The following is a 12,634-nucleotide window of genomic DNA, read 5'->3' on the forward strand; positions in this document are numbered from 1 at the left end:
CATAAGCTTATGCGTAACTCCTGAGAGACTCCGGAGGTATGAACGCTTCCAGCTCATCCTCCACAGCCTCGATAATTCGTTCGACATCCGCTGCATTCATCACCGTCGCGCACGGGATGCCGGCGATGGCGATCATGGTTTCGCCGCTGGCACGATCGAACAGACGGGCGATCATGCTGCCCGGCGCGTCCATCGTCGCCTCGAAACCCATGGGATGAAAATGCCAGCGCATCAGCTGGCATGCATTGGGGAACGTGACTTTGCTTGACCCTTTATTCATATGTTGCCCGCCTTCTTCATCGAGCGCTTCCGTTTGCTCATGTTAGGTGGGAAGAGCCTTCATTGGCTCAACCGGTAACTGACATTAAAAGTAGCATCTGGATGTGAAATTCCTGTGAGATTTTTCAGTTCATTTTGCGATTGCTTCGCATTTTTTGATGTAAGTCACGGCCTACGCAATCGTCGCCAAAATGCCACTACGGATTAGTCATTGAAGCCCGCGCCGAACTTCGGCAAGCTCGATTCTTTTGCGCCGAGCCCTTTATGCACGCCGACGATGACGGCCCAGAACAGACCCAGGCCACGGCGGCCACGGTCATGTGCTATCACCTGAGCTGGAAGCACCGCGACCTCGACAGCGTCATGGCGCTGTATCACCCGGACATCCAGTACAACGATTTCTTCCAGAACCGCGTGCTCTGCCTCGACGAGTTGCGCGAATACGTGCGTGTCAGCATGCCGCGAGAGTCCGACGAACTGCTTGAGCATTGCGACCGCATTCGCGTCGACGGCAACACCGCGTTCATTCAATACGAAGTGACCTTGCGCGGCGGCGACGGGCTGGTGTCGTTTCGCTCCAGCGAGGCGATCACGGTCAAGGACGGGCTGATCTGGCGCGTCAACGAATATGCCTCGCTGGTGCGCACGCAAACTGCTGGCACGGCGTCCTCGAGTCAGCGTCCGGCAGTCAGTCGCCTGGGCCTTTCGCCGCGCCAGTTGAGTTTTATGGCTGAAGACCTGCAGCAGTATTTCGACAAACAGCAGCCGTACCTCGATCCCGAACTCGACTTGCAGCGGGTGGCGAAGGAGTGCGGGTACAGCCGCAATCAGATTTCCTATCTGCTCAATCAGGTGCTCGGGCAAAGCTTCTACCGCTACGTCAATCAGGCGCGCCTGCAACATCTACTGCGCTCGCTCGACAACGCAACGCCGCCGGTACGCATCGATGAACTGGCCTTTGCCGCAGGTTTCAATTCGTTGTCGGCGTTCTACAGCTGTTTCCGCCAGCACACCGGCCAGTCGCCCAAGGCTTACGCCAAACAAATTTCTTTGCGGGCACGCGCGCAAGACATCAACTGAGCACAGCCACTAGGATCGACGCCATCGAAGGTTTTCAGTGGCGGAGTCTTGCATGCCGGCGTGGCGCACTATCAGTTTGTGGATGGATCAACTCGATGAGCCGCTGACCGCGCGGCCCGAGCTTGAACGAGATCTGGACGTCGACGTGGCAATCATCGGCGCGGGTTACACCGGCCTGTGGACCGCGTACTACCTGAAGAAACTCGCGCCGGGTCTCGACATTGCAATTGTTGAGGCGCAAACGGCCGGTTTCGGCGCTTCCGGTCGCAATGGCGGCTGGCTGATGGGCAATCTGCTTGGCGAAGACCGCTTGCTGGCCGGGCTGTCACCCGAGCAGCGCCGCGCTTCTTTCGATCTGCTGCACAGCATTCCCGATGAAGTGGAAATCGTCCTCGAGCGCGAAGGCATCGATTGCGATTACCGCAAGGGCGGCGTGCTGTATTGCGCGGCGCGTTACCCGGAGCAGGAAGCCTCGCTGCGGGAGTATCTGGCCAAACTGCACGCTCAAGGCCTGACTGACGACGATTACCGCTGGCTCAGCCCCGAACAACTCGCCCAACAGATTCGCGTCGCCAAGCCTTATGGCGGGATTTACGCGCCGCACGTGGCGACCATCCATCCGGCGAAACTGGTGCGCGGTCTGGCGCGCACCGTGCAGAACATGGGCGTGAAGATCTACGAAAACAGCCCGGTCACACACTGGCAGGCGGGTAGTTTGCGAACCGCGAAAGCCAGCGTGCGCAGTCGCTGGATCGTGCCAGCCGTCGAAGGTTATTCGGTGACTTTGCCGCCGCTGGGCCGCTATCAATTGCCGGTGCAAAGCCTGATCGTCGCCACCGAGCCGTTGTCTGCTGCGACCTGGGATGAGATCGGCCTCAATCGTGGCCAAGCTTTCAGCGAATTCAGCCGTCAGGTCACTTATGGCCAGCGCAGCGCCGACAATCGGCTGATCTTCGGCGCCCGTGGCGGCTACCAGTTCGCCGGCAAGTTGCGGCATAACTTCGACCTGACCCGCGATGAAGTCGAGCTGCGCCGCTATCTGTTCGGCGAACTGTTCCCGCAACTGAAAAACGTGCAGATCACCCACGCGTGGGGCGGCAACCTCGGCATGTCCCGTCATTTCAAGCCGCACATGCTTTGCGATCGCGCCAACGGCATCGCGCTGTCCGGCGGTTACGGCGGGGAGGGTGTCGGTGCGAGCAATCTCGGCGGCCGCACCCTGGCAGATCTGATTCTTGAGCGCGATACGGAACTGGTTCGCCAGCCATGGGTGCTGCCGGACGGCGGCATTCATGCACTGCGTGCGTGGGAACCGGAGCCGTGCCGCTGGCTTGGCTACAACGCGATCATCAAAAGCTTCGTCCATGAAGACCAGACCCTGGCGAACCCGGCGACCGCGCCATGGCGGCGCAAACTCGCCAGCCAGGTGGCGGGTTTCATGGAAGGTTTCATGCACTAAAAGCCGTTTATTTAAAAGACAGGTCAGACCATGAGCATTACCCAGTTTAAAAACACCGCAACCCTGCAACTGGATGAGTCCAACCCGGTGGCCGTGCCCCTCGGCGAACCGATCGCGATCGCCTCGACCACCAGCGTCGAACGCGACGACGGCGTTGAAACCGGCGTCTGGGAATGCACGCCCGGGCGCTGGCGTCGGCAGATCACCGCGCAGGAGTTCTGCCATTTCATTTCCGGGCGCTGCACGTTCACCCCCGACGGTGGCGGCGAGACCCTGCACATACAAGGTGGCGACGCACTGATGTTGCCGGCCAACACGCTCGGGGTCTGGGATATCCAGGAAACCGTGCGTAAGAGTTACGTGCTGATTTTCTGATTGTTTGATCCTTTGATTGCCTGCCAACAAAAAAGAAAACCCACACAGGAATCGATCCATGATCCGCAAGACCCTCGCTCTGGCACCGCTGATGCTCGCCGTTTCCCTTGCTCAGGCAGCGGAAACGGTCAAGGTTTACAACTGGTCCGACTACATCGCGCCCGACACCACCAAGAACTTCGAGAAAGAGACGGGCGTTGGCGTCACCTATGACGTCTACGACAGCAACGAAACCCTCGATGGCAAGTTGATGACCGGTAAATCCGGTTACGACGTGGTGTTTCCATCCAACCACTTCATGGCCCGGCAGATTCAGGGCGGGGCGCTGAAGAAGCTCGACAAGAGCCAGTTGCCGAACTGGAAGAATCTCAATCCGGTGCTGCTCAAAGCGCTGCAAACCAACGACCCGAACAACGAACACGGCTTTCCGTACCTGTGGGGCAGCACCGGCATCGGCTACAACATCGCCAAAGTCAAAGCCGTGCTCGGCGACAATGCGCCGGTGGACTCCTGGGACCTGATCTTCAAGCCTGAGTACATGGAAAAACTGCAGAAGTGCGGTGTAGCGATCCTCGACAACGGCCCGGAATTGCTGCCGGCGGCGCTCAACTACCTGGGCCTGCCGCATCACAGCAAAAATCCCGAGGACTATAAAAAGGCTGAAGCGCTGCTGATGAAAGTGCGGCCGTATGTCAGTTACTTCCACTCCTCGAAATACACCAGCGACCTGGCCAACGGTGACATTTGCGTGGCGGTCGGTTTCTCCGGCGACATCCTGCAAGCCGAGAATCGTGCCAAGGAAGCGAAAAACGGTGTCGACATCGGCTATGCGATTCCCAAGGAAGGCGCGGCGATCTGGTTCGACATGGTCGCCATGCCGGCCGATGCGCCGGACGAGAAGGCCGGTTACGCCTTCATGAACTACCTGCTGCGCCCGGACGTGATGGCTGGCATCAGCAACTATGTGCACTACGCCAATGGCAATGAGCAGGCGGACAGCCTGATCGACCCGGCGATCAAGAATGACACCAAGGTTTATCCGAGCCCGGAAATGATGGGCAAGCTGTTTGCGTTGGAGGCGATGCCTTTGAATATCGACAGGATTCGCACGCGGGTGTGGAACAAGATTCGGACAGGGAGTTGATCCGGCTTCGTCGGGAGTCGACACCCGGCGAGCCTTCCTTTTCGGCATATTGGAATAACAGGCTAAGTTTTTATACCTGTCATATCTGACAGGTTTCAGCCTTGTTGTTTTCCTTTCTAATAAGACCGAGACCTCTTCGGTCTTTCATGAAAAGGAGAAGGATAATGACCAGCACCGAAAATATTCTTGATATGGCCCAGAGCGTGCGAGGCACAATCAAGGGCACGTTCAAGAATCTGAAAACTCAGATCACTTATGACTTTCTTAGCGATTGGGTCTATCGCGACACTCAGGCAGGAAAAACGCGTTTCCACGGCACTATGGTTGATCCCGAGCTAGCAGATAAAGGGGTTTCTATCGGTTTGGAGCTTTCAAGTGCTTCTGAAATGGGGCCCGAGATCAATTGGGGCGATGAGAAAATTGTTCATCTGAGCCTCACCAAATTTTATCCGCAGCTTTTTTTTCGCGCCAATTCAGGCAGAGTAAAAATTCAACGGCATCTGCCAGAAGATCGCATCAACGGTTCCCTGATTTTTACCACGGTCGCTAATGACGGCGATCACTACGAAATTGATGTGATCTACGATATCGAGGCTCCCTGATCGATTTTTGCGGGCCTGATTTCTGGGAGCGAACCCGCTCGAGAAAGTGATGAGCCGTTCGGCATCAAGGGTGTTGGATAAAACGCTTTCGCGAGCAGGCTCGCTCCCACACTTCACCCGTATGGTTGATTAATCGTTGATATCAATACACTGGCATCGCACTAATAAAGTGCGGAAAAGTGAGACGTGCCTAACAAAAAACAACTTACCCATATTTAATATTTAAATAGAAAATCGTCAGACAATTAGGCGAAAGCCGCGCAACTAAAACATTCTTTCATCCCCGCACGCTTTGTTTACGGCAGTTTCTGGAAACAGCTCGATTTGATCTCAAAAAAATCCTTTACGGCAGATTTCAAATTGTGTCAGGTTTCTTACGCCTTCATTGGGCGAGTGATAGGACGATCTCGCCAGAGAGAGTCCTATCGGACAAAAACTGTTCCATTGCTAAACAAGGAAGTGTGTTTATGTCGAAAGTTAAAGCGAATGCTATTGATACCGCCGAACAGGCTTTTCAGCTGTCTGCCTTCAGCTCGGCGTACAACCAGATCAATAGCTTCAGCCATCAGTACGACCGTGGCGGCAACCTCACGGTCAATGGCAAACCCTCCTTCTCCGTCGACCAGGCCGCAACCCAGTTGCTGCGCGACGGCGCTGCCTACCAGGACAAGGACGGCAGCGGCAAGATCGAACTCACCTATACGTTCCTGACTTCGGCATCGTCCAGCACGATGAACAAGCACGGGATCAGCGGGTTCAGTCAGTTCAGTGCACAACAACAAGCCCAGGCCAAGCTCGCCATGCAATCCTGGGCTGACGTGGCCAACGTGACCTTCACCGAGAAAGCCTCGGGCGGTGACGGCCACATGACCTTCGGTAACTACAGCGGTGGCCAGGATGGCGCTGCAGCGTTCGCTTATCTGCCAGGCACTGGCGCCGGCTATGACGGTACCTCGTGGTACCTGATCAACAGTGGCTACACGCAGAACAAGAATCCGGATCTGAACAACTACGGTCGTCAGACCCTGACTCACGAGATCGGCCACAGCCTGGGTCTCGCTCACCCTGGCGACTACAACGCCGGTAATGGCAACCCGACCTACAACGATGCGTCCTACGGGCAAGACACCCGCGGCTACAGCGTCATGAGCTACTGGAGCGAAAGCAACACCAATCAGAACTTCAGCAAGGGCGGTGTCGAAGCGTATTCGTCCGGCCCGCTGATGGACGATATCGCTGCCATCCAGAAGCTCTACGGTGCCAACACCACCACCCGTACCGGTGACACCACCTACGGCTTCAACTCCAACACTGGCCGCGATTTCCTCAGCGCTTCGTCGTCGAGTGACAAAGTGGTGTTCTCGGTGTGGGATGCCGGCGGCAAGGATACTCTGGACTTCTCGGGTTTCACCCAGAACCAGAAGATCAATCTCAATGATGCCTCGTTCTCCGACGTTGGCGGCCTGGTGGGCAACGTGTCCATCGCCAAGGGCGCGATCATCGAGAACGCCATCGGCGGTTCGGGTAACGATCTGCTGATCGGCAACAGCGTGGCCAACGAGCTGAAGGGCGGTGCCGGCAACGACATCCTCTACGGCGCTGGCGGTGCCGACAAGCTGTGGGGCGGTGCCGGTTCGGACACCTTTGTGTTTGCGGCCAGCTCGGACTCCAAGCCGGGGGCGATCGATCAGATCCTCGATTTCGTCAGCGGTCTGGACAAAATCGACCTGAGCGGTATCACCAACGGTTCCGGCCTGCACTTCGTCAGCAGCTTCACCGGTGCTGCCGGTGACGCAGTCCTGACGTCGTCGGGCGGCAACAGCCTGCTGTCGGTGGACTTCTCCGGCCACGGCGTGGCGGACTTCCAGGTCAGCACCGTTGGCCAGGCAGCCACCAGCGACATCGTCGCGTGATGTAGCAGTGGAAAGCGGCGTGTGATGCGCCGCTTTCTTTGCTTGCATCGTGTTGGTCGGTAAGTAAGGCTACACGCCGGAGCGAATATTCCCATGATCAGTAAAGCTTTTACCTACAGGGTGGCGGCGTGGCTTTCGGCGGCGCTCATGATGATTTCAGGAGAAACCAGTATGGCAAGCAGCCAGAGACTTGAAGAACCCTCGGTGTTTGCCGGGGAATGGCAAGCGACATTGTCTACCCGGGATGATGATCGAGAAGCGCAGAAGCAGCAGGACAAGCCTTCGAATACTTGCCTGATCGACCTTGAATCCAATCAGACCTTGGGCAAAGGGGCCGACTGTCTCGGTGCATGGCTTGAGCAAACCCCGATCGGTTGGTTTCCCGATCCGGACGGCCTGTCGATTACCGGCAAGGAGGGCTCAAGAATCCAGTTTTTCAGCCGACAACGTGACGGGCTTTATCTGACCACTTTGAAGTCAGGTCTGGTGATTACGCTTGAGCGCGCGGCGCAACAGCCTTGATTATCCAGACGGCGACAAAGTTTTAATATAAGGCGCCATGCGATGGTTATAAGTAACGCTGAGCGGCAACTGCACCGCAATTATTCGCGCAAGTTGTTATGAAAGTGTAAGCGGTAGACCAAAAAGCAAGTTCCGACATAGTGCGGTTAATTAATTCGACTCTCGCCAATGAGTGGCGGGAAATATTTTCCAGGAATAATCAATGAAGATGGCGAAGGCCCCAGCCACCGCGCCCTTATTCAAGGCATTGGGTGACTATAAAAGTATCCTGATCAGCGTCGGCTGCTTTACCGCGCTGATTAACGTGCTGATGCTGGTGCCCTCCATCTATATGCTTCAGGTCTACGACCGGGTGCTGTCCTCGCAGAACGAAACGACCCTGGCGATGCTGTCGCTGATGGTGGTGGGATTCTTCGCCTTTATCGGCCTGCTGGAAGTGGTGCGCAGCTTTATCGTGATCCGCATCGGCAGTCAGTTGGAGCGCCGTTTCAACCTGCGCGTCTATCAAGCCGCGTTCGAGCGCAACCTGTTCAAAGGCGAGGGCAACGCCGGGCAGTCGCTGGGTGACCTGACACACATTCGCCAATTCGTCACCGGACCCGCGCTGTTCGCATTTTTCGATGCGCCGTGGTTCCCGGTCTATCTGTTCGTGATTTACCTGTTCAACGTCTGGCTCGGCGTACTGGCCACGGCGGGCGCATTGCTGCTGATCGGGCTGGCCTGCCTGAACGAGTACATGACCAAAAAGCCGTTGGGCGAAGCCGCCGGTTATTCGCAGAAGTCCAGCCAGTTGGCCACCAGCCATCTGCACAACGCCGAAACCATTCAGGCGATGGGCATGCTCGGTTCCCTGCGCAAACGCTGGTTCCAGGTGCACTCGCGGTTCCTCGGTCTGCAGAATCAGGCCAGCGACACCGGTGCGGTGATCAGTTCGTTGAGCAAAACCCTGCGCCTGTGCCTGCAATCGTTGGTCTTGGGCCTGGGCGCATTGCTGGTGATCAAGGGCGACATGACGGCCGGGATGATGATCGCCGGTTCGATCTTGATGGGCCGCGTACTGAGCCCTATCGACCAGTTGATTGCCGTGTGGAAGCAGTGGAGCGGGGCGAAGCTGGCTTACCGCCGTCTCGATGCGCTGCTGCAAGCCTTCCCGCCGAGTGACGACGCCATGGCGCTGCCGGCGCCGAAAGGCCAGATCACCTTCGAACAAGTGAGCGCCGGCCCTCCGGGGCAGCGCACGGCAACGTTGCAGATGGTCAATTTCAATCTGAATGCCGGCGAAGTACTCGGTGTGCTCGGCGCATCCGGTTCCGGTAAATCGACGCTGGCCCGTGTGCTGGTCGGTGTCTGGCCGACCCTCGGCGGCACTGTGCGCCTCGATGGCGCGGATATACATCGCTGGAACCGCGATGACCTTGGCCCGTACATCGGCTACCTGCCGCAAGACATCGAGCTGTTCAGCGGCAGCATCGCTGAGAACATCGCCCGTTTCAGCGAGGCCGATCCGCAGAAAGTCGTCGCCGCCGCGCAACAGGCCGGCGTGCACGAAATGATCCTGCGTCTGCCGCAAGGCTACGACACGCAACTGGGCGAGGATGGCAGTGGCTTGTCCGGCGGCCAGAAACAGCGTGTGGCCCTGGCGCGTTCGATGTATGGCACGCCGAGCCTGGTGGTGCTGGATGAACCGAATTCCAACCTCGACACCGTCGGTGAAGCCGCATTGGCCAGCGCCATTGCCGCGCTTAAAGCGCAAGGCACCACGGTGGTGCTGGTGACGCACCGTTCTTCGGTGTTGGCCCAGGCCGACAAGCTGCTGGTACTCAATGACGGGCGTCTGCAAGCCTTCGGCCCGAGTCAGGACGTGCTCAAGGCACTCTCCGGCCAGCAAGACCAACAGCGGGAAAAAGCTGCACAGGCACCGGGCGGGCTCAGCATGAGCCGACAGTATCAGCCCTCGACAAGGAATTCGGGTGTATGAGCAGCGCAAGCATGAACACTGAAAACGAAGCGAGCATGGAACACGCCTACATCACCGAACGCCCGGAGCGCGATGCGAAGTTCTTCGCGCGCATGGGCTGGATTCTGGCGATCGTCGGTGCCGGCAGTTTCTTCACCTGGGCAGCCTTGGCGCCACTGGATCAAGGCATTCCGGTGCAAGGCACGGTCGTCGTGTCGGGCAAACGCAAAGCCGTGCAGTCGATGAGCAGCGGCGTGGTCAGCCGGATTCTGGTGCGCGAAGGCGAAATCGTGAAGCAGGGCCAGCCGCTGTTCCGCCTCGATCAAACGCAAGTCGCCGCTGACGTGCAGTCGCTGCAAGCACAGTACCGCATGGCTTGGGCCAGCCTCGCGCGCTGGCAGGCCGAGCGCGACAACTTCAAGCAAGTGACCTTTCCCGCCGAGCTGAGCAATGACCCGGACCCACGTCTGGCATTGGTACTGGAAGGCCAGCGGCAACTGTTCAGCAGCCGTCGCGAGGCGTACTACCGCGAACAGGCCGGACTGCGTGCGAGCATCGAAGGCGCCACCGCGCAACTGGCCGGCATGCGTCGCGCGCGTACTGATCTCAATGCTCAGGCCGACTCGCTGCAACAGCAGTTGAGCAACCTGCAACCGTTGGCTGACAACGGTTACATCCCGCGTAACCGCCTAATGGAGTACCAGCGCCAACTGTCGCAAGTGCAGCAGCAACTGGCGGAAAACACCGGTGAGAGCGGCCGCGTGGAACAGGGCATTCTCGAGTCGCGGCTGAAGCTGCAACAGCACGCCGAGGAATATCAGAAGGAAGTCCGCACGCAACTGGCCGACGCGCAGCTGAAAAGCGTGACCCTGTCGGAGCAACTGACCTCCGCCGGTTTCGACCTGCAGCACAGCGAAATCATCGCCACCGCCGACGGCGTCGCGGTCAATCTCGGCGTGCACACCGAAGGTGCCGTGGTGCGTCAGGGTGAAACCTTGCTGGAGATCGTTCCGCAGGGCACCACGCTGGAAGTGGAAGGGCACTTGCCGATCAACCTGATCGACAAGGTCGGCGCGCATTTGCCGGTGGACATCCTGTTTACCGCGTTCAACCAGAGCAAAACCCCGCGTGTACCGGGGGAGGTCAGCCTGATTTCCGCCGACCAGATGGTCGATGAGAAAACCGGTGTGCCGTACTACGTCCTGCGCAGCAGCGTCAGCGATCAGGCCATGGAGAAACTCAACGGTCTGGTGATCAAGCCCGGCATGCCGGCAGAAATGTTCGTACGTACTGGCGAGCGTTCACTCCTCAACTATCTGTTCAAACCGCTGCTCGACCGGGCCGGCTCCGCGTTGACCGAGGAATAAGGATGTTCGGCTGTATGAATAAGCTTTCCATGCTCGCAGCGGCAATGATGCTGCTCGCAAGTCACTCAGCAGTAGCGGCCATGGGGCCGTTCGAGATCTACGAACAGGCGTTGCGCAATGACCCGGTGTTCCTCGGGGCGATCAAGGAGCGTGACGCCGGCCTGGAAAACCGCGCGATTGGCCGTGCCGGTCTGCTGCCACGCATCGGTTACACCTACAACAAGGGTCGCAACTCGTCTAAAGCCACCTCCCTCGACGAGCGCGCGCGCAACCGTACTGACGACCGCAATTACAGCAGTTACGGCTCGGCGCTGACGTTGCAGCAACCGCTGCTCGATTACGAGGCTTACGCGGCGTATCGCAAAGGTGTCGCGCAGTCGTTGTTCGCTGACGAGAACTTTCGCGGCAAGAGTCAGGAGTTGTTGGTTCGCGTGCTGGATAACTACACCAAGGCACTGTTCGCGCAGGATCAGATCGACATCGCGCAGGCGAAGAAGAAGGCGTACGAGCAGCAGTTCCAGCAGAACGAACACATGTTCAAGCAGGGTGAGGGCACGCGCACCGACATTCTCGAGGCTGAGTCGCGCTATGAACTGGCGACCGCCGAGGAGATCGAGGCGCGTAACGAGCAAGACGCGGCGCTGCGTGAGCTGGGCGCACTGGTGGGCACGCCAGCGGTGGACATTGGTGATCTGGCACCGCTCGATCAGAACTTTCAGACTTTTGCGCTGATGCCTGCCAATTACGATACCTGGCATGAAATGGCGGTGAGCAATAACCCGAATCTGGCCTCGCAGCGTCAGGCCGTGGAAGTCGCGCGGTATGAAGTGGAGCGCAATCGTGCCGGGCATCTGCCGAAAGTCAGTGCGTATGCCTCGATGCGCCAGAACGAGTCGGAAAGCGGCAACACCTACAACCAGCGCTACGAAACCAACACCATCGGTTTTGAAGTCAGCGTGCCGTTGTATGCCGGTGGCGGGGTGTCGGCTTCGACGCGTCAGGCCAGTCGCACCATGGAACAGGCCGAGTATGAACTCGACGGTAAAACGCGCGAGACGCTGATTGAGCTGCGCCGGCAGTTCAGCGCTTGCCTGTCCGGGGTGAGCAAACTGCGCGCTTATCAGAAAGCGCTGAGCTCGGCGGAAGCGCTGGTGGTGTCGACCAAGCAGAGCATTCTTGGTGGCGAACGGACCAACCTCGACGCGTTGAACGCCGAGCAGCAACTGTTCACCACCCGCCGCGATCTGGCGCAGGCGCGGTACGACTATTTGATGGCCTGGACCAAGTTGCATTACTACGCCGGGACCTTGAACGAGCAGGATCTGGCGCGGGTGGATGAGGCTTTTGTGGTCGCTCAACAGCCCTCACCCTAACCCTCTCCCAGGGGGAGAGGGGACCGATCCGGGGATATTTTGGAAGTACGCCGACCTGATCAAGCGGCACCGAATCCAACACCGACCCGGTTTTTCAGGTCGATGCATGACGCAAAACACCACGGTCAGCTCCCTCTCCTAGGGGAGAGGGCTGGGGTGAGGGGATGAGCGACCCGGATGTTCAGGTCGATGCATCACGCAATCCCCCTCGGTCAGCTCCCTCTCCTGGGGGAGAGGGCTGGGGTGAGGGGATGAGCGACCCGGTTGTTCAGGTCGATGCATGACGCAAGCCCCCTCGGTCAGCTCCTTCTCCTGGGGGAGAGGGCTGGGGTGAGGGGATGAGCGACCCGGATGTTCAGGTCGATGCATCACGCAATCCCCCTCGGTCAGCTCCCTCTCCTAGGGGAGAGGGCTGGGGTGAGGGGATGAGCGACCCGGTTTTTCAGGTCGATGTAAGACGCAAGACACCACGGTCAGCTCCCTCTCCTGGGGGAGAGGGCTGGGGTGAGGGGATGAGCGACCCGGTTTTCCAGGTCGATGCATGACGCAAAACACCACGGTCA

11 protein-coding genes are annotated in these 12,634 nt (G+C 58.5%); 10 read left to right on the top strand and 1 reads right to left on the bottom strand.

What is annotated here, in order from left to right:
- Window positions 1–7: 7 nt before the first annotated feature.
- The gene (locus RMV17_RS13425; protein ID WP_034154176.1) at window positions 8–280 is read right to left on the bottom strand and encodes a DUF1652 domain-containing protein; all 273 of its coding nucleotides are present in this window, start codon (window positions 278–280) and stop codon (window positions 8–10) included.
- 263 nt (window positions 281–543) lie between these two features.
- On the opposite strand from RMV17_RS13425, the gene RMV17_RS13430 reads away from it, so the two are divergent.
- From RMV17_RS13430 to RMV17_RS13475, 10 genes are all read left to right on the top strand, one after another.
- The gene (locus tag RMV17_RS13430) at window positions 544–1,359 is read left to right on the top strand and encodes a helix-turn-helix domain-containing protein (RefSeq protein ID WP_311886818.1); all 816 of its coding nucleotides are present in this window, start codon (window positions 544–546) and stop codon (window positions 1,357–1,359) included.
- Window positions 1,360–1,411: 52 nt separating this feature from the next.
- A complete protein-coding gene (locus RMV17_RS13435) occupies window positions 1,412–2,818 on the top strand; it encodes an FAD-dependent oxidoreductase (RefSeq protein ID WP_311886819.1) in 1,407 nt (468 codons plus the stop codon).
- 30 nt (window positions 2,819–2,848) lie between these two features.
- Window positions 2,849–3,193: a cupin domain-containing protein gene (locus RMV17_RS13440; RefSeq protein ID WP_077572998.1), complete on the top strand. Its 345-nt coding sequence runs from the start codon at window positions 2,849–2,851 to the stop codon at window positions 3,191–3,193.
- Between the two features lie 58 nt (window positions 3,194–3,251).
- Window positions 3,252–4,337 carry a polyamine ABC transporter substrate-binding protein gene (locus tag RMV17_RS13445; protein ID WP_007914896.1) on the top strand — a complete coding sequence of 362 codons (1,086 nt, stop codon included), beginning with the start codon at window positions 3,252–3,254 and terminating at the stop codon, window positions 4,335–4,337.
- A gap of 164 nt (window positions 4,338–4,501) precedes the next feature.
- Window positions 4,502–4,939, top strand: coding sequence for a hypothetical protein (locus RMV17_RS13450; protein WP_311886820.1), 438 nt, complete (start codon window positions 4,502–4,504; stop codon window positions 4,937–4,939).
- Between the two features lie 467 nt (window positions 4,940–5,406).
- Window positions 5,407–6,852: a serralysin family metalloprotease gene (locus RMV17_RS13455; RefSeq protein ID WP_034154171.1), complete on the top strand. Its 1,446-nt coding sequence runs from the start codon at window positions 5,407–5,409 to the stop codon at window positions 6,850–6,852.
- Window positions 6,853–6,945: 93 nt separating this feature from the next.
- A complete protein-coding gene (locus RMV17_RS13460; protein WP_158276062.1) occupies window positions 6,946–7,374 on the top strand; it encodes an AprI/Inh family metalloprotease inhibitor in 429 nt (142 codons plus the stop codon).
- A 202-nt stretch (window positions 7,375–7,576) separates the two neighbouring features.
- Window positions 7,577–9,352: a type I secretion system permease/ATPase gene (locus RMV17_RS13465; RefSeq protein ID WP_311886821.1), complete on the top strand. Its 1,776-nt coding sequence runs from the start codon at window positions 7,577–7,579 to the stop codon at window positions 9,350–9,352.
- Window positions 9,349–10,698 carry an HlyD family type I secretion periplasmic adaptor subunit gene (locus RMV17_RS13470; RefSeq protein ID WP_311886822.1) on the top strand — a complete coding sequence of 450 codons (1,350 nt, stop codon included), beginning with the start codon at window positions 9,349–9,351 and terminating at the stop codon, window positions 10,696–10,698. The genes RMV17_RS13465 and RMV17_RS13470 overlap by 4 nt, the downstream gene beginning before the upstream one ends.
- A gap of 2 nt (window positions 10,699–10,700) precedes the next feature.
- Complete coding sequence (locus tag RMV17_RS13475) at window positions 10,701–12,071, top strand: TolC family outer membrane protein (protein ID WP_108224526.1); 1,371 nt, start codon at window positions 10,701–10,703, stop codon at window positions 12,069–12,071.
- The last annotated feature ends 563 nt before the right edge of the window (window positions 12,072–12,634 follow it).

Origin of the sequence: Pseudomonas sp. VD-NE ins (assembly GCF_031882575.1) — a bacterium.
Lineage (GTDB): Bacteria > Pseudomonadota > Gammaproteobacteria > Pseudomonadales > Pseudomonadaceae > Aquipseudomonas > Aquipseudomonas fluorescens_BZ.